Annotated in this window: 24 protein-coding genes and 1 riboswitch; of the genes, 19 read left to right on the top strand and 5 right to left on the bottom strand. The window is 43.5% G+C overall.

Annotated elements, in window-relative coordinates; all coding sequences use genetic code 11:
* The first annotated feature begins 3 nt into the window (after positions 1-3).
* The 12 genes from opp4B to MKY93_RS19275 all read left to right on the top strand — a co-directional run bounded on the left by opp4B (position 4) and on the right by MKY93_RS19275 (position 12,539).
* Entirely contained in the window at positions 4-972 is a 969-nt protein-coding gene (opp4B, locus tag MKY93_RS19330; protein WP_078818663.1) for an oligopeptide ABC transporter permease, read from the top strand.
* 13 nt (positions 973-985) lie between these two features.
* Positions 986-1,885, top strand: a complete 900-nt coding sequence (locus MKY93_RS19325; protein ID WP_340760954.1) for an ABC transporter permease — start codon at positions 986-988, stop codon at positions 1,883-1,885.
* 14 nt (positions 1,886-1,899) lie between these two features.
* Positions 1,900-3,642: an oligopeptide ABC transporter substrate-binding protein gene (opp4A, locus tag MKY93_RS19320; RefSeq protein WP_340760696.1), complete on the top strand. Its 1,743-nt coding sequence runs from the start codon at positions 1,900-1,902 to the stop codon at positions 3,640-3,642.
* A 231-nt stretch (positions 3,643-3,873) separates the two neighbouring features.
* On the top strand, positions 3,874-4,803 hold the full coding sequence (locus MKY93_RS19315) for a S66 peptidase family protein (protein WP_340760695.1): 930 nt from the start codon (positions 3,874-3,876) through the stop codon (positions 4,801-4,803).
* Complete coding sequence (locus MKY93_RS19310) at positions 4,804-5,913, top strand: mandelate racemase/muconate lactonizing enzyme family protein (RefSeq protein WP_340760694.1); 1,110 nt, start codon at positions 4,804-4,806, stop codon at positions 5,911-5,913.
* Entirely contained in the window at positions 5,906-6,805 is a 900-nt protein-coding gene (locus MKY93_RS19305) for a C40 family peptidase (RefSeq protein ID WP_340760693.1), read from the top strand. The genes MKY93_RS19310 and MKY93_RS19305 overlap by 8 nt, the downstream gene beginning before the upstream one ends.
* A gap of 189 nt (positions 6,806-6,994) precedes the next feature.
* Entirely contained in the window at positions 6,995-7,474 is a 480-nt protein-coding gene (locus MKY93_RS19300) for an acyl-CoA thioesterase (protein WP_078818658.1), read from the top strand.
* Positions 7,475-7,600: 126 nt separating this feature from the next.
* Entirely contained in the window at positions 7,601-8,386 is a 786-nt protein-coding gene (locus tag MKY93_RS19295; protein ID WP_340760692.1) for a hypothetical protein, read from the top strand.
* A gap of 2 nt (positions 8,387-8,388) precedes the next feature.
* Positions 8,389-9,183: a hypothetical protein gene (locus MKY93_RS19290; protein ID WP_340760691.1), complete on the top strand. Its 795-nt coding sequence runs from the start codon at positions 8,389-8,391 to the stop codon at positions 9,181-9,183.
* A 2-nt stretch (positions 9,184-9,185) separates the two neighbouring features.
* Entirely contained in the window at positions 9,186-9,554 is a 369-nt protein-coding gene (locus MKY93_RS19285; RefSeq protein WP_040759947.1) for a GntR family transcriptional regulator, read from the top strand.
* Positions 9,547-10,239 carry an ABC transporter ATP-binding protein gene (locus MKY93_RS19280; RefSeq protein ID WP_340760690.1) on the top strand — a complete coding sequence of 231 codons (693 nt, stop codon included), beginning with the start codon at positions 9,547-9,549 and terminating at the stop codon, positions 10,237-10,239. The genes MKY93_RS19285 and MKY93_RS19280 overlap by 8 nt, the downstream gene beginning before the upstream one ends.
* 392 nt (positions 10,240-10,631) lie before the next feature.
* A complete protein-coding gene (locus MKY93_RS19275; protein ID WP_078818654.1) occupies positions 10,632-12,539 on the top strand; it encodes a DUF2207 domain-containing protein in 1,908 nt (635 codons plus the stop codon).
* A 21-nt stretch (positions 12,540-12,560) separates the two neighbouring features.
* Here MKY93_RS19275 and mscL read toward each other — a convergent pair whose 3' ends face one another.
* A complete protein-coding gene (gene mscL, locus MKY93_RS19270) occupies positions 12,561-12,947 on the bottom strand; it encodes a large conductance mechanosensitive channel protein MscL (protein ID WP_078818653.1) in 387 nt (128 codons plus the stop codon).
* 216 nt (positions 12,948-13,163) lie between these two features.
* A complete protein-coding gene (locus MKY93_RS19265) occupies positions 13,164-13,829 on the bottom strand; it encodes a phosphatase PAP2 family protein (protein WP_340760689.1) in 666 nt (221 codons plus the stop codon).
* A gap of 141 nt (positions 13,830-13,970) precedes the next feature.
* Here MKY93_RS19265 and ytxJ point away from each other — a divergent pair, with 141 nt between their 5' ends.
* The 5 genes from ytxJ to MKY93_RS19240 all read left to right on the top strand — a co-directional run bounded on the left by ytxJ (position 13,971) and on the right by MKY93_RS19240 (position 18,843).
* Positions 13,971-14,300 (top strand): bacillithiol system redox-active protein YtxJ, encoded by a 330-nt coding sequence (gene ytxJ, locus MKY93_RS19260; RefSeq protein WP_078818651.1) that lies wholly within the window; start codon positions 13,971-13,973, stop codon positions 14,298-14,300.
* A gap of 182 nt (positions 14,301-14,482) precedes the next feature.
* A complete protein-coding gene (locus MKY93_RS19255; protein ID WP_078818650.1) occupies positions 14,483-15,529 on the top strand; it encodes a fatty acid desaturase in 1,047 nt (348 codons plus the stop codon).
* A 239-nt stretch (positions 15,530-15,768) separates the two neighbouring features.
* Entirely contained in the window at positions 15,769-16,896 is a 1,128-nt protein-coding gene (locus MKY93_RS19250) for a sensor histidine kinase (protein WP_078818649.1), read from the top strand.
* A 6-nt stretch (positions 16,897-16,902) separates the two neighbouring features.
* Positions 16,903-17,514: a response regulator transcription factor gene (locus MKY93_RS19245; RefSeq protein WP_078818648.1), complete on the top strand. Its 612-nt coding sequence runs from the start codon at positions 16,903-16,905 to the stop codon at positions 17,512-17,514.
* Positions 17,515-17,538: 24 nt separating this feature from the next.
* Positions 17,539-18,843, top strand: coding sequence for a D-serine ammonia-lyase (locus tag MKY93_RS19240; protein WP_340760688.1), 1,305 nt, complete (start codon positions 17,539-17,541; stop codon positions 18,841-18,843).
* 116 nt (positions 18,844-18,959) lie between these two features.
* On the opposite strand, the gene thiE is transcribed toward MKY93_RS19240, so the two are convergent.
* The 3 genes from thiE to thiM are packed head-to-tail and all read right to left on the bottom strand — an operon-like array spanning position 18,960 to position 21,237.
* On the bottom strand, positions 18,960-19,628 hold the full coding sequence (thiE, locus tag MKY93_RS19235; protein ID WP_340760687.1) for a thiamine phosphate synthase: 669 nt from the start codon (positions 19,626-19,628) through the stop codon (positions 18,960-18,962).
* Positions 19,628-20,443: a bifunctional hydroxymethylpyrimidine kinase/phosphomethylpyrimidine kinase gene (gene thiD / locus MKY93_RS19230; protein WP_340760686.1), complete on the bottom strand. Its 816-nt coding sequence runs from the start codon at positions 20,441-20,443 to the stop codon at positions 19,628-19,630. The genes thiE and thiD overlap by 1 nt, the downstream gene beginning before the upstream one ends.
* A gap of 23 nt (positions 20,444-20,466) precedes the next feature.
* Positions 20,467-21,237: a hydroxyethylthiazole kinase gene (thiM, locus tag MKY93_RS19225; RefSeq protein WP_078818644.1), complete on the bottom strand. Its 771-nt coding sequence runs from the start codon at positions 21,235-21,237 to the stop codon at positions 20,467-20,469.
* A gap of 61 nt (positions 21,238-21,298) precedes the next feature.
* Positions 21,299-21,403, bottom strand: a riboswitch (TPP riboswitch).
* Between the two features lie 193 nt (positions 21,404-21,596).
* Between thiM and MKY93_RS19220 the strand changes: the two genes are divergently transcribed.
* Complete coding sequence (locus MKY93_RS19220; RefSeq protein ID WP_340760685.1) at positions 21,597-22,793, top strand: DUF3238 domain-containing protein; 1,197 nt, start codon at positions 21,597-21,599, stop codon at positions 22,791-22,793.
* A 207-nt stretch (positions 22,794-23,000) separates the two neighbouring features.
* The gene (locus MKY93_RS19215; RefSeq protein ID WP_245799551.1) at positions 23,001-24,080 is read left to right on the top strand and encodes a glycosyltransferase family 2 protein; all 1,080 of its coding nucleotides are present in this window, start codon (positions 23,001-23,003) and stop codon (positions 24,078-24,080) included.
* Positions 24,081-24,089 lie beyond the last annotated feature (9 nt).

Here is a 24,089-nt window from a genome sequence, read left to right as displayed (position 1 = left end):
GAAGTGCTTGTTTTTATTGTAAGAAGAACCTTACTGATGATTCCGCAGTTGCTTTTACTGAGTATCCTCATTTTCTTTTTGGCTAAACAGATGCCAGGCGATGCAGTAACCGGTGCATTCATGGGAAAACCGAATGTATCGGCAGAACAAATGGAGAAGATCCGTGAACAGCACGGTTTAAATGATCCATGGATTGTGCAATATGGGCGCTGGATAGGAGATGCAGTACGCGGAGATTTTGGGCAGTCATTTGTGCATAAGCAGCCGGTTACACAACTGCTGGCTGGGCGTATTGAAAATACGATCTGGCTGTCGGTGGCAACGCTTGTGGTTACGTATTTGATTGCGATTCCGCTTGGCATGATTGCGGGCAGATGGACTGGAAGCTGGGCGGATCAGTTCATCGTGACGTATAACTATGTTTCATTTGCAACACCTGTTTTCGTCTTCGCTTTATTGATGTTATATGTTTTTGGCTTTGTGCTGAATTGGTTTCCAAGCGGAGGCAGCGTGGACATCCGGGTTGAGGAAGGAACTGCAGAGTATGTGTGGGATAAGCTGAAACATTTGGTGCTGCCTGTTTTGTCAGGCTCGCTGTTGCTGACTTATTCGACTGTGCAGTATTTGCGCAATGAAATCATTGAGACCAAAATGAAAGACTTTGTGAAGACGGCTCGTGCGAAAGGCGTATCGGAAAATGTAGTGTATCATCGACATATCCTACGGCATTCGATATTGCCGATTGCAGCGTTTTTAGGCTATGAGATTACGGGATTGATTGCAGGTTCGGTATTTATTGAAACGATCTTTAGTTATCCAGGACTCGGCCGACTTTTCATCGACTCGATTATGACACGTGATTTCACGGTGGTCACAGCACTTGTTCTTATTTCTGGCGCAGCGGTTATCGTAGGGACGATGTTGTCGGATATTATTTTACGCATGGTGGATCCGCGGATTCGTCTTGGATGAAAGGGAGATGAAGATGGAGCTTACGAATGAAGCTATGCGGCAGGCAAAAATGGGCAATCAATCGTTTCACTCTGCAATTTGGCGGGAAATTCGACATGACCGGATGGCATTAGTATCGTTGATCGTGCTCGTTTGCATCATTGGAATTGCGTATCTCTCTCCCCTCTTTCTTTCGATAGACCGTGTGACAAGAATCGATTTATCCAGCATTTATTTGGCACCGTCTGCTGTGCATTGGCTTGGGACGGATGACGGAGGGCGGGATGTCTTTGGCCAGCTGCTGCTCGGTGCACGGAATTCGTTTACGATTGGAGTTTGCGTCACATTACTGGCAAGTCTGTACGGCTTGACGATTGGCTTGATTGCTGGCTTTTATGGCGGAATTGTCGATCAGATCATTTGTAGGGTGCTTGATTTTCTAATGATTTTACCGTCTTTGATGATCATCATTGTATTTGTCGTGATGGTACCGAATTACAGTGTCTTCAATTTCATTTTGATTATGAGCGTCTTTGCTTGGTTCGGCAAGGCTCGTCTTATCCGCTCGAGAGGATTGGCGGAACGAGAGCTTGACTATATTCATGCTTCCAAAACACTTGGCACACCCGATTGGAAGATCATGCTCTTTGAAATGCTGCCGAATTTGAGTTCATTGATCATCGTCAACATGACGCTGACGTTAGCGGGGAATATTGGGCTGGAGACAGGTTTGACGTTTCTCGGATTCGGTCTGCCATCTGGGACCCCATCACTCGGCACACTGATTGCGCTGGCAAAGAACCCTGATATTGTCCAAAACAAATGGTGGGTTTGGCTTCCTGCTGCACTGCTCATTTTAGTGATCATGCTATGTATTAATTATATCGGTCAAGCAGTCAAACGAGCTTCAGATGCGAGACAGCGAATTGCGTAAAGGAGGAGAATGGCTTGCAGAAAAAGTGGATGCTCATCTTGCTAATGTGTGTGGTGGCGGGCTGTTCGGAGGCACAATCACGTGTTCAAGGAGAGACTGAACCGCCTGTATTTCCATTGGAAGTATCCAATCAAGATAAGCCGATAGAGGATGGAGAGATGATTGTTGCATTGGTCAGTTCAGACCCTTTTGAAGGTACACTAAGCCGGCCTTTTTACAGCGGTTCATTTGACGCGGAAATTATGAATTGGTTTGATGAAGCTCTACTTTCCGCTGACAGTAATTTTGAGATTACGAATGAAGGAGCAGCGACGTATGAGCTGTCAGATGATAAACGAACGATTACGCTTCGCATTAAAGAGGGAGTTTATTGGCATGATGGTGAGCCGGTTTTGGCAAGTGATTTACTGTATGCCTATGAATTGCTAGGTCATCCCGATTATGCAGGAGAGCGCTATACGTTCACAGTCGAAAACATCGAAGGTATGGATGACTATCATGCTGGGCGAACGAAGACAATTTCGGGAATTCAAGTACACGATGAACGGACGATTAGCGTGACATTCAAAACTGCATCTCCTTCCATTCTGACGGGATTCTGGTCCGTTCCAGTTCCGCGGCATCACGTAGGAGATGTGACGGCGGGCGAGTTGACGATGGAAGAACTGGAGTCGTCTGAGAAAATTCGTGTCACGCCGATCGGGTTCGGTCCTTATATCATAGTGAAAATCGTGCCGGGTGAATCGGTGCTCTTGGAACGAAACGAGGACTATTGGAGAGGCCGACCTCAGCTGCAATCCGTGGTATTGAAAACAGTGAACGAGGCCATTGTTGTGGAGTCGCTTAAAAAAGGAGACGTAGATTTGGCGAAAGTCCCTGCCGATCAATATGAAACGGTGAAGAAGCTGGACAATATCGAGTTGCTCGGTGACTTGGATCTGGCTTATAGCTATATTGGATTCAAAATGGGCAAGTGGGATGATGAAAAGAAAGAGAATCTGATGGACCCAAAGGCGAAACTGGCCAATAAATTAGTGCGTCAAGCAATGTGGCATGCTATGGATAACGAGTCAGTCGGCACCTATTTATATCATCATCTGCGCTTTCCTGCCACGACACTCATCGTACCTGTATTTGAATCGTATCATGACGCAAAAAATCTCGGACGTCCTTATAATCCTGAAAAGGCGAGGGCCTTGCTGGATGAAGCAGGGTATATCGATAAGAACGGAGATGGCTTTCGTGAAGATCCTGCCGGCAAGCCATTCATTCTTCACTTCGCATCAATGGCAGGAGGCGATGTCGCTGAGCCGATCGCGAAGTACTATATACAAAACTGGGCGGATGTCGGCTTGAAAGTAGAGTTGACAGACGGCCGGTTACACGATTTCAATGCGTTTTATGAGCTGGTGAAATCAGATGATCCGAAAGTGGATGTCTTTCAGGGAGCATGGGGCACAGGTTCCGATCCAGATCCGTCCGGTTTATACGGTCGCAAAGCGCTGTTCAATTATTCTCGGTATACGAGCGAAAGGAATGATGCACTGCTAGAAGCGGGCACATCTAAACAGGCGTTTGATACGGAGAAACGACGAGAAATTTATAAGGAATGGCAGGCGTTGATGGTGGAGGATGTCCCACTTGTGCCAACATTGTATCGCTATGAGTTGATCGGCGTGAATACGCGAGTGGTGAATTATTCAATCGATCCTAATTCGGAAAATCGTCATGTGTGGAAGTGGGGTGTGTCGGCGTAATGAATTTTATTGGTCGACGATCATATACTATTGAGACGCGATCATATATCTGTGCAGGCGCTCATAATTCATCCATACTCGCTCATACCACCTTCCTTAGCGATCATAATACTTCTGCTCGCGTTCCTAAACATTCCACCTGCGCTCATATCCCCCACTTATCATACCGTCGTTTTGTGGTATTATCTCTGTCCTGTCCCGAATATGATAGAGTAGGACGTAGAAAGGGTGATGAATAGGATGATTCGTCCAAATGGTTTAGTAAAAGGAGACTTGATAGGGATTGTGGCGCCGGCCAGCCCGGTTGCACGTCAAGATGTGGAGCGCTCATTTTCATTTCTCAGGCAGCTGGGAATTCGCTATGTATTGGGTAAGTCTATATACGAAGTAAATGGCTATTTGGCAGGCTCTGATGAAGAGCGTCTTGCCGACTTGCATGATATGTTCAGAAATCCTGAAGTGAAAGGGATTTTTTGCGCGGGTGGAGGGTATGGTTCGGCTCGTTACGCGGATCAAATCGATATGGAATTAATTCATGAGCATCCGAAGGTATTTTGGGGATTCAGTGATATTACTTATTTACATACAGCGATTCGACAAGGTGCCGGACTTGTGACCTTTCATGGACCGATGCTCGCTTCCTGCGTTGCGAAGGCTGAATTTCATGAACTGTCGGGGAAGATGTTCGGACAGCTATTTGAACCTGTGGAAGTTCATTACACGGAAGAAATTTCACCGCTAGAAACACTGAGTGGAGGAATAGCAGAAGGAGAAGTAGTCGGTGGTAATTTGACACAGCTTGCGAACAGCCTCGGCAGTGAGTTTGAGATTAAAACTAACCAAAAATTACTTTTCATTGAAGATATCGGAGAAGAGCCGTATAAAGTAGATCGTTTGTTGAATCAATTACGTTTGGCAGGCAAGCTTCGCGAAGCAGCGGGCATCATCATTGGGGATTTTGCGAAATCACAACCTTCCAATCCAGAGAAAACCCTGTCGCTGGATGAAGTGTTCGCTCATTACTTCGATGGGCTTGGCAAGCCGGTTGTTAAAGGATTTAAGATCGGGCACTGCGAACCGACTATCGCAATCCCGCTCGGTGTAAAGGGACGTTTGAATGCGGAGGAAAAGACGCTGACTATCTTACCGGGAGTGGAATGAATGAAAATTCGCACCGTAGAAACATTTTTGGTGCAATCATCGCTTCAGAAACCGTTCGTAACAGCATTACGGACGGTGCATACGGTGCAGTCCGTAATCGTCAAATTGACCGTAGAAAATGGGTTGATCGGCTGGGGAGAAGCTGTACCGACGCATGTCATAACCGGCGATTCAATTGGCAGTATTCGCTATGCTGTTGAAAGAGTGTTGGCGCCGGAGCTGATCGGGCAGGATGTGACAAAGCGCGAGATTTTATTTGAACGCATGAATCGAGCACTCGTAGGCAATCCGAGTGCCAAAGCAGGGGTTGATTTGGCGATTCATGATTTATTTGGAAAATTATGCAAATTGACCTTGGTTCAATTGTTAGGGGGGTATCGCGAAAGCTTGTCGACCGATTTGACCGTCAGTGTCGGGACGCCGATTGAAATGGCGCATGAGGCAGCAAAGCATGTAGCAAAAGGTTTCACTACATTGAAAGTGAAAGTCGGCACAGGAAGTCTTCAGGAGGATAGAAAGCGGGTTCGGGAGATACGCAGGAAAGTTGGGGCGGATGTTGTCATTCGTCTCGATGCCAATCAAGGTTGGAAACCGAAAGAAGCCATCCGGATAATTCAGCAGTTGGAAGACGACGGGGTGGATATTGAATTGGTCGAACAGCCGGTTGCTGCATATGATATCGAAGGGTTGAAGGAAGTGACGCGGCAGACGCAGACATCCATCATGGCGGACGAATCACTATTTTCAACTGTTGATGCTAGACGATTGCTGGAAATGCGTGCCGTCGATGTTCTGAATATCAAATTGATGAAGTCGGGGGGAATCCATGAAGCCTTGAAGATCAATGCATTGGCTGAAGCATTTGAGATCGAATGCATGATGGGCAGTATGTTGGAGACGGCTGTAGGAGTGACAGCAGCTGCTCATTTTGCAGCGAGTCAGTCGAATATTACACGAGTTGATTTAGATGCGCCGCTTTTATTGTCGAAGGGTTTTGAAAGTGGCGGCCTCGAATACAATGGTTCCATCATTGAATTGGGCAGCGAGCCTGGATTGGGCTTTGACTCGATTCGGATGATGCAGTGGATGAAGGAACATGCCTGTGAATGAACGGTGGGTGTGCGCAGTCAGTGCAGCAACGGTTTGGTCGGATCCGAATTCACCTAGGCTCGTGGATCTCCCTGCGTTGAATTACCCGGTACAGTTGGAAAAGTGGTTGGCGCAGTTATCGTTTGAAGAGCGTTTAGCTTTAAGTGATAAGGGGCAGATTCAAACACAGATTTTATATGGCGAGTCGGTGATAATTGATGAAGTGGTGGGGGATTGGGCGAAAGTAATCGCTTGCCGACAGCCGTCTCGCAAAGATCCGCGCGGCTATCCTGGCTGGGTGCCGCTTGTACAATTATCAGCAGCCAAAAAAGTACACACTGAAGAATTTGTACGCGTGTCTGCTCGCAAAGCTTGGGTGCTGGAGGAGTCGGGAGACCCTTTTTTGCGTGTATCGTTCAATACGATTTTCCCTTGCGGCAAGCAGCAAGACGGCAGGACGCATATATGGACACCGCATGGTTGGAAGCTGATCAGCAATACAGATGTGAAGCGGTTCAAGCCGATTGAAGAATTATCTTGCGGTAAACCTTTGACTGTAGGCAAACAGTTTTTAGGACTGCCCTATTTATGGGGTGGCATGTCAGCGTGGGGTTTTGATTGCTCAGGCTTCATCTTTAATCTTTGGAAGGCGTGCGGAGTCCTATTGCCGCGAGATGCATCTGACCAGGAGAAGACAGGGATACCTGTTTCGCTGAATCAGACCGAATGGCGGCAAGGCGATCTGTTGTTTTTCAGAGAAGATGAAGATGCCATTGTGAGCCATGTTGGCATGTATGCTGGGAATGGACAAATGCTTCATGCACCGTCAACTGGAAAGTCAGTAGAGCAGATTCAACTGGCTTCATCTATTTATGCCGATAAATTATGCCGTGTACGCAGAGTGTGCGAGTGAGTGGTCTTCGTGTGTAGCCTTCCTTTTGAATATGGGAAAAAACCGAACTCAATAGCGCGTTCGGTTTTTTGTGTCCGTTTCTATATGTTCTGAAGAGCCTAGAAATTCTTATTGAATCAATTCTTTAATAGAGAAGTACAGCCTTTTTTCGGTATACTAATAAAAGGAATACATAAGGGAGCTGTCAAAATGTCTGAACCAAAATCAATGGGTCAATCAAGGACCATTCAAAGTAAGCTAGTATTACCGCCTGATACGAATCACATTCAGTCCATTTTCGGAGGGAAAGTGCTTGCCCATATTGATGAAATTGCTGCGATTGCTGCGATGAAACATGCGGGTACGAGAGCAGCTGTAACGGCGTCGATCGATTCAGTCGATTTTGTATCGCCGGCATTGCTGGGAGATATGATTGAATTGGAAGCGATCGTCACTTCTGTCGGTAACACGTCAATGGAAGTGTTCGTATCGGTCCATTCCAAGAACTTGGTGACAGGAGAAGTGAGATTAACTACTGAATCATTCTGTACGATGGTGGCGGTGGACGAGACGAACCGACCTATATCGGTAGCGCCGATTTATCCGGAAACAGAAGCCGAAAAGCGTCTTTTCGACTCAGCGCCGGCTAGAAGGGAATTGCGGCAGCAACGACGTTTGATGAAACATTAAAATAACGCAAGGAAGGAACAGTTTTACTGTCCATCCTTGCGTTTTTAATTTGTAACCGCTTGTTACTTCTTTTCGTATAGTGTACTATGTAACTAACACACTAGAGCGAAGGGGGATGATTAGAATATGAAGACTTGGAAAGGGTTATGGAAAAAGGAATGGCAGATGATGAGAGGTTGGCTTTCCGCAACGACGGTTATAGCCATTTTGTTGATCATTGTTTCGTCATCCGCATTGTCATTTTTAGTTGAAGGCAAATTAGTGGTTTCATTTATGCTCGGTATTTCGTTGATGATGATGACATTAATCGTTGTGTGCGTCCCAGTGTCTTTATTGCTGAATAGCTTATGGATAGAATGGAACCGACCGGATGTGTGGCTGCATTCCCCTCAAACCATCTACCAATTGTTTGGATGTAAAACGGTGTTTGCCTCAGTCATTGGGTTCGTCAGCATGATTGTCCCAGGCGTTACTCTTGCTCTATATGCCTCTATTTTTGACGCTTCTATTACAGAAGTAGGGGTGGCAAAGTTTATCGGAATGATGTATACCTTCATCTCTTCGGTTTTCTTAGGAGCAGTCGGTTTAATGCTGATTGGCTTATTTCTTGCAGTTGTCTACCGAGTGATCAAGTCATATGTTCGCCGGGGAGCTTTCTTCATCTGGCTGGTTGTTCTATTCATTTTGATGTGGCTGTTTCAATCTGTTCTGGAATCCAAGTTGTATCAAAAGATTGTTCATCTTGGTCAATTGTCCACTTATACTGACTCGAGAGATATCTCAGTAGGAAATTTTTATTTTGCTCAAAGTTCTATGGCGCTATATGCAGGGCAGATCTTTGTAGTAGTCGGATTCCTAGCGTTTCTCTTTGTTTCCTCCGCTTGGTTATTTGAAAAGAAGGTGAGGTTATGAGAATGGATTCTACATGGCGCGGGTTGTTCAAGAAAGAATGGATTTTGTTGAAATGGACGGTGGCATGGGTTGTTTTGCTGAACGTGTTGGTGATTTTAGTAGTACCTTCATTAATCAGCAGCCTCGTAGGCATTCCAGGTAAATTGTATGAAAACACATATGTGCTAGGTGGAACTTGGTTTGCTTTCTATACCTTTATGGGTGCTGGGATTTTGTCCGTAAGTTTGACGAAGGAAATGAAAAGCCCGGAAATGTGGCTGCATTCTCCAAGATCTATGTTGCAGTTAGTCGGAGCAAAGTCGCTGTTCGCAGCCTGTACATCAATTGTTACATTGTTTTTCGGAGGAGCATTGCTAGGCGTTACACTTTATTTCTTAGAAAATTGGACCGCTTCCTCCGCTTGGCAAGGATTTTTGGCATTGGTTAGCATTTTGTTGGCAATTTCATTGAAATTGATCTTTGTTATGACGATCGGATTTTTCTTCTGGAGCGTATATCAAGTGTTGCGATGCCGAACAAGTTTCTTTGTTGTACCAATTACAGGGTTTCTCTTCGTGGTTGCAAGTATTTTATGGGAAGTCCTCAGGATAAACAACTTCTTTAACTGGCTTCGTACATTAGTGCCGCTGAGATTAACGAATGAATCTTTTTATAATGAACAAACAAGTTATTTTTTTACAGGATTTGTGCCGAACGGAATCGTATTTTCCATAGGAAGTCTGTTGTTTTACTTGGTTCTCAGCTATTTATTAGTGGCTGCTGGATCGAGGTTGTTTGAGAAGAAAGTGAGGTTGTGAAGATGAGCATGAAGTTTCTTCCGGATAAACCCATTTACCAGCAGCTCATCGATCATATTATCGGTGACATCATTCGTGGGGCACTCGCAGCTGGAGAGAAACTGCCATCTGTTCGAGAATATGCTGTTGCAGTCGGTGTCAATGCCAATACGATGCAGCGCGTGTATAAAGAATTGGAACAAATGGAGATTACGGAGACAAGAAGGGGGCAGGGATCATTCGTGACAGAGAATAAAGAGCGGATTGAGGAGCTTCGTGAAGAGATGAAGGAGCAGCTCGTGCAGTCATTTATCCAAAATGTAGAGGCTCTCGGATTTACGACGAATGAAATGGTCAACTATCTGTCGAAAAGAGGTGGGAATGATGATTGAATTGCAAACTGTCTCAAAGCGTTATGGTTTTAAGCACGCACTAAACGGAGTGACGCTTGCGTTGCCAAAAGGGAAAATCATCGGCTTAGTTGGTGAAAATGGAAGCGGGAAAACGACCGTGCTCAAGTTGATGGCAGGTTTACTGTCACCCAATGCAGGAGTGGTTTCATTAGATGGAAAGACGATTACAAGAAGAGTTGCAGCGAAAATTGCTTATATGCCAGATACCGATTTGTTTTATCCATATTTCACAGTGGGCCAGTTATTTGAATTTTATGATTCGCAGTTTGAAGACTTTCAACTAAAGAAGGCGAAAGAGATTGCAGACTTTCTGAAAGTTTCGTTGGATGTCAAAATCAGTACGCTGTCGAAGGGAAACCGGGGACGTGTCAAAATTGCAGTTACACTCGGTCGGGAAGCGGATTATTATTTATTGGATGAACCATTTTCGGGCTTGGATCCGATGGTTCGCGAAGATATCTCGAAAGGTCTCATTCGCTTTACAGATACCGAACGGCAAACCGTATTGATGTCCACACATGAGATTAAAGAAGTGGAACCGCTGCTGGATGAGCTAATTGTGTTAAAGGAAGGACGGATTCTGGCTCATAAGGAAATCGACGAGATTCGCGACGTGTATGGAATGGATGCGACTTCTTGGTTAGTTTCTCTTTTTCGGGCATAAACAAAAAACAGCAGGAGATGAAATGGTAACTACCAATTCATTCACTGCTGTTTGTTTTAGTTATCGCTACTGAATGTACGAACTAGGCCGAGTACTGTTCCACCGAGAATAAATGCGAACAACGCATACATGATGTAGATGAACCACATGAATATTCACTCCTTTAATCAGTATCCTGCCTTTTATTGTATCACCTAGGCAGGTGCGTTGCAATGGCGTTCACCGGACAACTGTGTCGGCTGTGCGACTGTAGGCATAGATCATTTCCGTGGGAAAATAGACAGTTGTTTCCGCATATACTACCCCCTTAACTCCTAACTTTACCAGTGGATGAAACTGTTGCATGACTTGGTTCGTAAGCTATTCAACAGACTGGTGGCGGAGGGGTTGTTATGAAGAGAATTTTCGCAGTATGCGTATTTTTATTAGTTGTAGGGCTGCCGATTGGTTCGGTAGCAGCGAAGTCGTACTCGATAGATGAAGTTCAGATCCGAGGATGGATTGATCGCGACGGCACGATGCTGGTGAATGAATTATTCACCTATTCATTTGACGGAGATTTTACAAAGCTGACACGAGCTTTTCCAGCTGAGCATCGACAGCAAATTTCAGGATTCAAAGCATTTGAAGTACAAGACGGTCATGCGGAAGTGGGCTTTGTCGATGAAAGTAAGATGCACAGACTTCCTGTTTCATTAAACAAAGAAAATTGGGTAACGAAAATAGCGCAAACAGATGGAACGATTCAAGTAATGTATATTTATTACATGAAAAATGCGGTAGTTTCATATGATACATACAGTGATCTGCAATTAACCCTTTTCGAAAAGGGTTCAAATCATAATATTGATATGAAACAATTGCAGATTTCCTTTATTTTGCCGGAAGGTGTAAGTGAACAAAATCTTCATGGCTATTTACAGGCCTCTAACGGAGAAGAGCCAGTTGTTCATGAAAATGGAATTCAGTTTTACACGCCTGTATCTAAAGCAAATACCCTGACAGCGACACGAATGCTGTTTCCTTCATCTATAATGACAGCTCAGAATAAAGGTGAGGCACCAATCCCATTGGAAGAAGTAATGGCAGAAGAACAACAAAAGGCAGAGCACGAGGCTTGGAAGGCTGCGCAGATTCCGAACCTCGAAAAGATTGCCCTAGTTTTAAGTGTCCTTCTCGGGCTGTTCGCAGCTTTTTTCATCTGGATGCGTTCACCTGGCCGTGGATATTTTGGAAGTGTCGACTATGTGATGAAGACAGATCCTTTATACCTCAGCTTTGTAGACCATTCCGGCAGTTGGTTTAGAAGCAGTTTCTTGGCGGGTTTGTTTTCATTAGTCGATAAAGGGGAGGTCGATGTAGAGTTGGCGGACAGTGCTGACCGTTTTCTAGACCATCCGGGCTCGCCTCCAAAGTCGCTGCAATTTCATTTGTTGAAGGGAAGAAGCGGACTATCAGAGTTTGAACGTACACTAGTGACGTGGTTATTTAAGATACGGAAATCACAAAGACAGTTTCATTTGCACGATATTGCGGAAGGTAAGGAATCCAAAGCAGCTTTGAGAAAACAGCATGCATTTGAAGTAGAACATGGAAAATGGCATGAAGAAGTTAAGGAGTTACTAGTGGATTCAGGAACATTGTCCAAACGGCTTTCGTACCTTTTAAAGCTTTCAATTTTAATCGTTACTGGCTTTGTAGCGGCTGGGGCTTTTTATGTAACAGGTGATGAAGAGTGGGGTTGGAACCTAGTGTTACCGGCAATTTTCTTCTTCATAGCCCTCTATAGCATCAAAGAAAAGATCCAAAAATGGCCGTCGATTATCTATTTCGTCGTGTTGTTATTTTTAGTTAATTCTATAGAGTATGGAGAGTTAGTAACGGCTTTAAGTATTTTTATTATAGTGGCATTTATCGCATTTTACTTAATTCCAAAGACTATACTTAGTTCCAAGACAGCACTCTATGCAAAGATGAGCATGAATAAGTTTCGCAGGCAGATGAAATATGGCATGCCTGAAGGATTGTCAGAGGAAGAGCAGCAACAATTTTTGATTCGAGCCTATTTGCTTAAACCTTCTAAAAAGAAACTGCCTCAATTAGCAGGTGTAGGAACGGCGACAACAGCGTTGGCAACGTTATTCATGTTGCCTGAAGATCCGCTGCAATTTGTATATTCTAATTGGGGACCGTCACTAAAAGTGCAAGCAGACAGTTCGGGTGGAACGTCATACGATGGAGGCGGTGTATACTCTGGCGGAGGCGGAGGTGACGGAGGTGGGGGTGCAGGGGCGGATTGACCGCCTTCTACACATCTTCTTTTATCTTTGCTCTTTCAATAGATCTCGAATTTCGGTCAGTAATTCTTCCTTAATGTCTAACGGCTTTTCTTCAGGCTCTTCCTCGACAGGTTCTTCTTTTTTTATTTTCAGTTTGATGAGCAACCGAAGGAATAAGAAGAGTGAAGCCGCCACGATCATGAAATTGATAATTGATTGAATGAACAGTCCATACATGATCTCTGCGTCTTTATATTCGAAGCTCAATCCTGAGAAATCTAGACCACCCGATAATATACCGATAATCGGTCCAATGATGTTATCGACAAGTGAAGATACGATCGTACTGAAAGCAGCTCCAATAACAACGCCTATAGCTAAATCAAAAATATTTCCTTTAAAAGCAAATTCTTTAAACTCTTTCCACATACACAGTCATTCCTTTTATCTTTATTCAGCAGAAGACTTCATCTCCATAGGTTGCGAGATGAATGCGGTTTTATTTCCTGTTCAGCGGGTGTCCAAACGCTCGCTGAACAAAGATAAAGCCTCCGGCGGATGTCACAGATTTTGAGAGGAGTGAATTGTGCAAGCACAATTCAAAATCTGGACGCAATTACACCGAGGCGTAATTGATAACAAAATTCAATTAACCCCGGACTCTTTCCAAGCGCTTAGCATTTTACGTTGGAAACGCTGATAAACGGCAATCGAAGCTATTACCCAGACAGCGCTTGCCAGTATACCCCCGACAATATCACTAGGGAAATGTACGCCTAAATAGATTCGGCTAACCGCAATCATCATAATCATCAATGCAGCGGCTGTGATAATTGCTGCACGGCCCCAGGAAGTCCGCAGGTTGCGCCAAACAATATAAGCGATGATGGTATACAAGCTAAATGCCATCATCGTATGACCGCTCGGAAAGCTGTATCCCCCAATATCGATCAAACGATGGAATTCTGGACGTTCTCGTTTAAAGATGAACTTCAGGACTTGATTCAGAATTCCTGTACCGCCAATAACCGCGACTAGTAAAACAGCTTGTGCGCGGTGACGCTTCCATAGTAGGATCGCCAAACTAGCGAAGGAGATGAGTGCGACGATGCCGGTAGAGCCAATGGTTGTGAAAGCCTTCATCGTGGCCGTCAGCCAGGGAACTTCAGAGCCTTGCACGAAAGCGATAATCACTTCATCAAAACTAGTGATCGTATGTAAGTGAATAGCAGCAGCGACAAAAACAAATAAACCCATCAAAATCAAACTGGCAATCCAAGTGAGCAATAGGCGAAGTGAGAGGTCACGCACGTTCCATAACATCCTTTCTATAGTAACTATATTGTGAAGGATTGCAAAAAAAATGTACAGTGATAGGTCGGAATTTGTGAGCACAATCACTTTTTCCGTGGAAGTGAGATGAGGTATACTAGTAAAAAGGAGTGTTGCCATATGCATGAAATCTTTACGACAGAACAATGGGATGATCTTCTTGATCAATCCAATGAAGTACCTATCCTGTTAATGAAGCATAGTTCTACCTGTCCAATTAGTTTAGCTGCATTTGACGCATTTCAGCGTGTTGAAACAGATTTGCCCAAGTATTATCTGATCGTCCAAAAAAGTAAGCCGCTATCTCGGGAAATCGAGCGAGATATGCAAATTCGCCACGAATCACCACAACTATTTTTGATGAAGAATGGAAATGTAGTTTGGCAGGCAACCCATTATTCTATCCGAGAACCTGCTATTACCCAGGCGATCCAGGAGCATTATGCTTGATGGGCGGATAAAAAGAAGTAGGACGCGTACTCCACAAAGGAGTACGCTTTTTAGTTTAGGATTTTATCAAAATTCGATATGACATTTGTCATCTCAAAGTCATGACATATATGTCTACCCCTCCTTGCCGATAAAAGTTATTCTTAAGTCACTAGCAATCCCATTAGGAGGGAAAACAAAACATGAGTAAAGAGAAAACGAAGCAGTTGCATAAAGATGTCGCGCCTTTCGCGAAATCTGACTTGAAGAAAAGTACTATTCAGTTGCTGAACACGATACCACCTGTTTTTATTTTATGGTTCTTGGCATATCAAAGCTTGAAAGTTTCTGTTGTTTTGGCAATCGCCGTCTCAATCGTGGCTGCATTCTTCGTAGTCCGCACGTTTATTATCTTTCATGACTGTACGCACGGTTCATTCTTCCGCAATAAAAAAGCGAATAATATTGTTGGAACAATCACTGGCGTCCTGACATTATTTCCTTATGAAAAGTGGAAAAGAGAGCACTCTATCCACCACGCGACTAGTTCGAACTTGGACAAACGCGGAGTAGGCGATATTTGGGTAATGACAGTGGAAGAATATGCACAAGCTTCTAAATGGGAACGTCTTGGCTATCGTTTCTATCGTAATCCTCTTGTATTGTTTGGATTAGGACCATTGTATTTAGTTTTGATCGCAGGTCGTTTTAATCGCAAAGATGCGCGTAAGAAAGAGCGTATAAACACGTATCTGATTAATGTAATTCTTGTGTTAGTGTACAGCGGATTGATTTGGCTCATTGGCTGGCAGGCATTTCTGTTGATTCAAGGAGTGATGATGTTCACGGCTGCTATGCTTGGGATTTGGCTGTTCTACATTCAGCACACATTCGAAGATTCTTATTTTGAAGAGGAATCTGACTGGGACTATGTAAAAGCTGCTGTAGAAGGTAGTTCTTATTATCAATTGCCACGTGTTCTACAATGGGCGACGGGGAACATTGGTTTCCACCACGTGCATCATTTAGCTCCACGTGTACCAAATTACAACCTTGAAATGGCGCATGAATTGACACCGCCATTGCATAATGCAACTACGATCACATTGAAAACTAGCTTGGAGTCATTACGCTACCGTTTGTACGATCCAGCTAATAAAACATTCATTACATTTAAAGAAGCAAAACAATCTATAACAAAAAACAAGTTAGCGATTGATCTAAAACCGAAACGCACGCGACTTGAGTGAATTGGCGAGAGAAGGATTTCCTTCTCCGCCTTTTTTATCTTTAATCAGCCGGTGTTCAAACGTTTGCTGAACGGGGAACTCAGGCTAAGGCCACTACATGCTGTGCCAGCGCCTGCATGATCAACATCCTGTTGATCTAAGCCTGCAGCCAATGTCACGGATTTGGAGAAAACAGGTGCAATGGGCGAAGAACAGAAATATTTGTTACAATGAAATGAAAAGGACGGCGATGAGACCCTATGCGCAGCTGGTATAGTATTTTTCCGAAAAGCCCATGGCTCAGCATTTATGCATGGGTTGTATTTTGTATACTACCTTTCTTCTATATTTTAAGAAGCGCTTCACCCGTGGATTTAACGATCGGGGTGACGCTGTTAGTATTCTTTTTCCTCTCCTACTATTTTTCCGTGAAATCTAAGAGCGGTCTTATGTATATGTGGATAAGCTTTGAAATCGTAATTACGGTACTGATGACTTTATTGTTCGGTTATGTATATTTATCGATTTTCATTGCATTTTTCATTGGGAATATCCGCAATACTGTTGGGTTTTTCATTATTTACGGTCTACATATTGCCATTTTAATCGGTGCAATCGTGGCAGGTTTTTTCATCGAGATTGATCTATTTCTTCCGCAAATCCATTTTATTATTATCTCAGTAATCGGTGTCGTGTTACTGCCTTTTAATTTATACAATCGTCAGAAACGCGATCGACTGCAAGATCAGCTCGAAGTAGCAAGACAACGTATTTCAGAGTTGACTATTGTCCAAGAACGTGAGCGAATTGCAAGGGATCTTCATGATACACTTGGCCAGAAACTGTCCATGATCGGATTGAAAAGTGACCTGGCTGTACGTTTGATGGAACGAGACACTAAAGCTGCTGCAACAGAAATTCACGATATTCGACAAATCTCCAGCACTGCTTTAAAAGAAGTCCGTGTACTAGTTAGCGGTATGCGCCGTGTAAAGTTGAAAGATGAGTTAGTCCGTGTCAGGCAATTATTGAAAGCAGCAGAAATCGAACTCGAACTGGAAGGAGATCCGAACTTTCCAGACATGTCGCCCATTGTGGAAAACGTATTGGTTATGTGCTTAAAAGAAGCGATTAATAATGTCGTCAAACATAGCTATGCTAAATATTGTTGCATCGTTTTTGAGCGAACGGAAAAAGAGTTTACGATTAGTGTAAAGGATAATGGAATTGGGATAGCACAAAATGGCGTAAATCTTCCGGGGAACGGTCTCGATGGTATGGAAGAACGTCTGGAATTTGTAAATGGCAGTTTATCTATAACTAGTCGGGAAGGGACACAGGTTATGATCACTGTTCCAGCTGTCTTAAAACAAATAAAGGAAGGGTGATAGATTATGATCCGCATTGTAATAGCAGAAGATCAAGGGATGATGCTCGGTGCATTAGGGTCGTTACTCAATTTAGAAGAAGATATGGATGTAGTCGGAATGGCCAAAAATGGTCAAGAAGCAGTGGACTTGGTTAAAGAGCTACAACCTGATATTTGCATCATGGATATTGAAATGCCGATCAAGACAGGCTTAGACGCTGCAGAAGAGCTGCAAGATGAAGAGTGTCAGATCATCATATTGACGACGTTTGCAAGAACGGGATATTTTGAGCGGGCACGAAATGCGGGTGTCAGAGGGTATTTGCTGAAGGATAATCCCATTGAAGAGCTTGTGAAGTCGATTCATTCTATCATCAAAGGGCGTAGAATCTATGCTCCCGAATTAATCGATCTGGCTTTTGACATGAAAGATGATGAAAAAAATCCATTGACAGAACGTGAATGTCAAGTGTTGAAACTGGTATCCGAAGGAAAAACAACGAAACAGATAGCAGGAGAATTGTTTTTGTCCCCTGGCACTGTTCGCAATTATATATCGACTATATTGGATAAATTAGGCGTGCGAAATCGTATTGAAGCCATCTCGATGTTTCAAGAAAAGGGTTGGTTCAAATAATTACTAAAAGGAGCGAATGATGGAATGAAGAATCTTGCACAAAGTGAATGGCTGGCTAAGCAGCCTTTATTGGAACAAGTAATGGAGAAGAAGGAAATCTTATGGCGCAACCCATTAGTAGAACCTATTAAGACAGCTCTTAATCATACAAAGCTTTCAAAAGAAGATGTGGAAGATGCACGTCTAAGGTTGGCAAGATTCGCTCCTTACTTGGAAAGGGTGTTTCCAGATACCGCTGCAAATCAGGGCATTATTGAATCGCCATTAACTCCTATTCCTAATATGAAGCACGTACTTGAACAATCTTATGCAATCGACATTCCGGGTCAGCTATTATTAAAACAAGATAACGCCTTACCTATTTCGGGTTCTATAAAGGCTAGAGGCGGTATTTATGAAGTCCTGAAGCATGCAGAAACATTAGCAATTGAACATCAATTGCTAAATGCTGAAGAAGACTATAGTCAATTCGATGAACCGGCATTTCGTCAGTTGTTTGCAAACCATAAAATCGCTGTTGGATCGACAGGGAATTTGGGACTCAGTATTGGCATCATGAGTGCGAAACTCGGTTTTGACGTCACGGTGCATATGTCAGCAGACGCAAAGCAGTGGAAAAAAGATTTATTGCGTTCTAAAGGTGTCCATGTCGTAGAATATGAAGATGATTACAGCAAAGCTGTGGAAGAAGGCCGACGCCAAGCGGAAGCAGATCCAACATGTCACTTTGTAGATGATGAAAACTCAACGGATCTTTTCATGGGATACGCGGTTGCAGGTGAGCGTGTAGCCGTCCAGCTGAAAGAACAAAATATTAGGGTTGACGAGGAGCATCCTCTTTTTGTTTACTTACCTTGCGGAGTAGGCGGTGGACCTGGCGGTGTCGCATTCGGATTGAAACTTGCATTTGGAGATCATGTACATTGCCTGTTTGCAGAGCCAACCCATTCTCCGTGCATGATGATTGGCATGATGACAGGATTACACGATCAAATTTCAGTTGCTGATTTTGGCTTGGATAATAAAACAGCGGCTGATGGATTAGCAGTTGGAACAGCCTCAGCTTTTGTCGGAAAAACAGTGGAACCATTCTTAGCAGGCTGCTATACAGTAGAAGATCGCACTTTGTTCAAATTATTAAAAGAGTTAGCAGACAGTGAAGATATTTGGCTAGAACCATCTGCACTCGCAGGGATGACAGGTCCTATACAAACTATACAGTCGGATATCGTTTCGGCAAATTCTCCGAGAGCTACACACCTTGTATGGTCTACGGGTGGAAACATGGTACCGGAAGAGGAAATGAAGAGCTACTACGAGCAAGCGTAGAAGTAATTATTCGCTTTATTTCCCGGGAAATCGACAAATGTTTCTCAGTATGTCGATAAAAGAGCTATGGAGAAATATTCTCCATAGCTCTTTTGGATGCAAAAAATTTATAAAATTTAACTTTTAATGGCTTGTATTAATTCAGAAAAGTTTTGCGTTGCTGCTGAAGGGTTTTCAGCAGATGCGATAGAAGAAATCACTGCGATGCCATCCGCTCCTGCATGCAAAGCAGGACCGAAGTTCGCCAAAGAAATACCCCCAATTCCTACAATCGGCATATCAGGAAAAGCTGTATGGATTTCCTTAATAAGCGCAGGTCCAACGACAGCAGAGGCGTCTAGTTTGGTCGCTGTTGGATAGATCGGACCAATGCCTACATAGTCAGCACCGATTGCTTGAGCAAGCTGTACTTCTTCTGCGTTATGGGTAGAGACACCTAGCCATTTACTTGGACCGATTCGCGTTCGGACAATGCCAGCTTGCTCGTCGTCTTGACCAACGTGGACGCCGTCTGCATTAATGGCCAAGGCAAGATCCACATCATCATTAATGATAAAAGGAATATGGTACTGACGACATAATGCCTGACATTTTTTCGCGAAACCGACCAATGCCTCTCCTTTCAAAGCATTCTCGCCTTTTTCGCGCAACTGGAAGCAAGTAATACCTCCACGAAGAGCTGCCTCTAAGATGTCCAGTGTTTCTTGCTCCCCATTGGTTGCAGTATTTGGGGTACCCATCACAAAATAAAGACACAAAGCTTTTCTCACTTCTGCATTCCGCATTAGTGCATCTCCTTCTTTAAACGATTATATGCCCAGTGGTTCGTCGGTCCATGCCCAGAACCAATGCGTAAACTGTCTTCGATCGCAGCTTGGATAAATTGTTTTGCTTCTGCAACGGCATCTGACAAGGAATAGCCTTTTGCGATAAAACCGGTTAGAGCAGCTGCAAACGTACAGCCTGTACCATGGGTATCTTTTGTTTGTACCCAAGGCGTTGTCATGGTGAAAGATTGACCTTCACAATCAGCGTAATAATCTTTTGCTTCGAGCACATCGTTGCGGTGGCCGCCCTTAATAATGACGGCACTTGCACCTAGCCCGATGATGATTTGCGCCGCTTCTTGAATATCCTCATCCGTTACAATCTTCATGCCTGTTAGTACTTCGGCTTCCGGAATGTTGGGCGTAATAATAGTGGCAATTGGGATTAAATTTTCCTTCATCGCTTGGACCGCTTCTTGCAGTAATAATGATTGACCACCTTTGGCAATCATGACAGGATCAATCACGAGAGGAATCGGCGGGTATTCTTCCAATAAAGAAGCAATAGCCATTATAATTTCTGTAGAAAATAGCATACCTGTTTTACAGGCTTTCACTTCAAAATCATCCAGTACAGCACGTACTTGAGCTACTACGCCTTCTACTGGTACTGGATAAACACCATGAACGCCTTGTGTGTTTTGGGCGGTAATGGCAGTAAGTGCGGATGTGCCAAATACACCGAGCTCTTGAAACGTTTTTAGATCGGCTTGGATTCCAGCACCGCCACCGCTGTCTGAACCGGCAATAGTCAATGCTACTTTTACTGTCAATGAAAAAACCCCCTTACTCGTAGTTATACTAAGTACGTTTTGGTTTTGCGATCCAATGTATATAATGCATTCAAAAAGTTCATAGCAAAATCACCTGGTCCATGAGAAACTTTGGCCGCTTCTTCGCCTGCACGTTTATAAAATGCGAGTGCCGCCGCTGCTGCTTCTAAAGGACGTTCGCTCCCGATTGATAAGAATGCTCCTACTACGGAACTGAGTAAACAACCTGTACCCGTAATATTCGTCATCATAGGGTGTCCTCCAGTAATGGATAATGTGGAATGGCCGTCAGTAACGATATCAATTTCTCCAGATACAGCCACTAAGCATGCATATTTCAAGGCAACGATTTTTGCGATTCCCTCTACGTCGGCTTGTCCTTCTCCTGCATCTACGCCTTTTGCATTCCAGGGGATGTCTGCGATAGCAGCCAATTCTCCGACATTACATCGAAGCAGAGTAACATCCACTTCATCTAAGATTTGCAGTACACAAGCTTTTCGGAAGGGAGTCGCGCCTGCACCGACCGGGTCCAGCACAACAGGTTTTCCCGCTGCGCGGGCACTGTTGCCTGACAAAATCATTGCATCTACTGTTTGTTGCTTCAACGTTCCGATATTAAGAATGCTACAATCGGCAACTTTTGCGATATCCTTTGCTTCTTCTATTGCATCAGCCATTACAGGAGAGGCTCCGATAGCTAATAGACCATTCGCTTGAAAATTCGCTACTACGATATTCGTAATGCAATGAACCAGTGGTTGTTCCTTGCGAAGTTGGTGAATAAGCGGCATGTTTCTCTTCCTCTCTATAAAGGTATATATACAAAAAGCCCATTCGAAATGGGCTGTTGGGTACGATAACTACCCACTTCCCTTCGCTAGTATGACTAGATCAGGTTCCAAGGGTTTGCGGTAAATGCATCTCAGCCCATTAAACCGGGCTCCCCTAGTGGTGAATATGAATCAGACATATTGATTGTAGCATATATTTACAGAAGGATAAAACGATACTGGGATGAGCAGAATGAATTGTATAAAAATGATAGATAACACATAGAAGAAGTAGGTAAACACATATGCCCAATGTTGCATAAGTGTCTGAAATGAAACAGTCGATTGATATGAAATGAATAAAAAGGAGCAGATGAAAAATGGAGCCATTATTCGAAGTTCAAAGTATGAAGCATTCATTGGGGGAGCTATCGTTTGTTTGGAGTGATACAGGAGGGTACTATCGGGTCTATAAAAATGAACGGCAGTTGTATGAAGGGACTGTTGCTGAATTTACTGACGGAGAACTCGATTCAAGACACCCATTTCAATATACGATTGAACGTGTAAAAGACGAAAAAGTAGAAGACGTCATAGTGATTCAAACATCTGCTTTAACGAGCAGGGTGGAAGACGAACATCCTCTACAACGTTTGGTCATCACAACAATTGCGGCTTCGTCACAAATTGCTTTGTCTTGGGAGCGACTTAAAGGCGTAGAAAAATACGATATTTACCGTAATGGAATATATCTCGATACCGTAGAGAATAACCGCTTCATCGATCGAGAATCAAGCATGTCCGAGGCGGTTACATATAGTGTTTTGGGTACTCGTCCACTAATTGACAGCAATCAGCAAATGAATGTCAGTAAGTCGATCGTATCGAAAGCATTTGAAGTAGTGATGCCGCCTAGTTCAGAGAACAAGCCGACGGAGGAAAGCTATACGTTTTCAATACGAGTGAATTGTCGGGATCACTTATTGCAACCGGTGGCAAAGCGTAAAAAGGTGCTAGAAATAGATCGGTGGAAGTTTCGCTATACTACATTTTTAAAAGAAGATATCCTGAAAAATCCTAATCTCCTGTCTCCGTTGCCATACTTCGCTGGTGATGACCGGGATTTCGATCCAGAAGGGAAAAGTTATCGGACGCGAGTGGATATGCGAGGTGAATTCAATATTGAAGAAAGCTCGCTTCAATTTACGAAGGCTGTCGGTCCATCTATTGGCATGAATTATTTGAAACGCTATAAGCGTCATGGTCATGCATCGTTGGAAGATATTGAAATCAAACGTTTGGAAGGGAAGCCGTCAGAGATCAATTTTGAGATAGTGCATGATGTCGGGAATCCACTGACAGTTTCTCCACCCATCCATTATGAAGTGAAGGGTCATCTGGATTGTGAAGGAAATATCGATTTGGTTGGTTATCATAACGACGCTCCCCATCATGAGATCTATCTATCGCTTGGTGACGGTGATTGGTGGACTATACGTCAGTCGGAAAGCGAAGGGCTGGCATACTTATCAGGTGTCTTAGGTGATGATTATTGGCGTTATATGACGTGTAATTAAGAATGGACATCCCCTGCGCAATGACAGTTATAGTGAAAGAAGAAGTCTTTTAAGAAGGTGTTTTCATTTGTTGCATCCTTCCAGTCTGTTCTGTAAATTGCGTAGGGATCCGGTACTTGTTTTGACGTATTTTCCTCAGTTTAATAACCCAACACTGCTGCTAATATAGTACATATAATGAAAGAGCATAATAAAAAGGAGACTAATATGATTAGTTTATGCATGATCGTAAGAGATGAAGAAGAAGTGTTAGAGCAGTGTTTGAATAGCGTGGCATATTTATGTGAGGAAATCGTGATTATTGACACAGGATCTGTCGATAGGACGAAAGAAATCGCAAGAAAGTTTACAGACAAAATTTATGATTTTGAGTGGATTGATGATTTTTCAGCTGCTAGGAATTTTGCGTTTCAACAAGCTACAAAGGAATATATTTTATGGATGGATGCGGATGATGTATTGCTTAAGAGTGACGGAGAGAAGTTGGCTCGTTTAAAAGAGAGCTTGGATCCGAGCGTTGATGTGGTCTCAATGTTATATCATGTGGCCTTTGATGAGTATGGAAATCCATCTTTTTCATTCCGAAGAAATAGGCTTGTCAAAAGGGTGCGTGATTTTAAATGGGTAGGACCTGTCCATGAAGTGCTGCTTATAAGCGGAAATATTCTTGCGTCAGATATCTCTGTCACTCACAGGAAAGCCGACAAGAAAAAGAAGAACCAATCTAAGGGCAGGAATTTGCGCATTTATGAAAAAAGGCGTGAAGCGGGAGAGGAATTTACACCTAGAGATCTCTTTTATTTTGCAAACGAACTGAAGGATCATGGTCACTTCGAGAAAGCGCTCCAACAGTATACCGAATTTTTGACAACGGAAAAAGGATGGGTCGAGGATATCATTCGTGCCTGTTTGTATAAGGCAGATTGCTATCGCGTTTTAAAACGGCCTAAAGAGGAGATGGCCGCTTTGGTCAGCACAATGAACTACGATATTCCTCGACCCGAAGCTGCGTGCAGAATAGGGGACATATATAAAGAGAAAGGTCTTTTTCAAAAGGCGATTTTTTGGTATAAAACAGCAGTGGATATTGAAACAGAAGCGGACATGGGATTCACGAATAAAAGCTTCTCCACTTGGTATCCACATTTGCAGCTTTGCGTTTGTTATTGGAAAACAGGAGATGTCCAAGCTGCAATTGACCAAAATCTTCTTGCAAAGCAATACCGTCCAAAGGATCCTGTCATTATGAATAATGAGAGTTTTTTTAAAGAACACCGCGCGAAATAGCATGAAAGC

The organism is Sporosarcina sp. FSL W7-1283 (assembly GCF_038003105.1).
In the GTDB taxonomy this organism is placed as follows: Bacteria; Bacillota; Bacilli; order Bacillales_A; family Planococcaceae; genus Sporosarcina; species Sporosarcina newyorkensis.
This window is presented reverse-complemented; position numbering and strand designations above follow the sequence as displayed.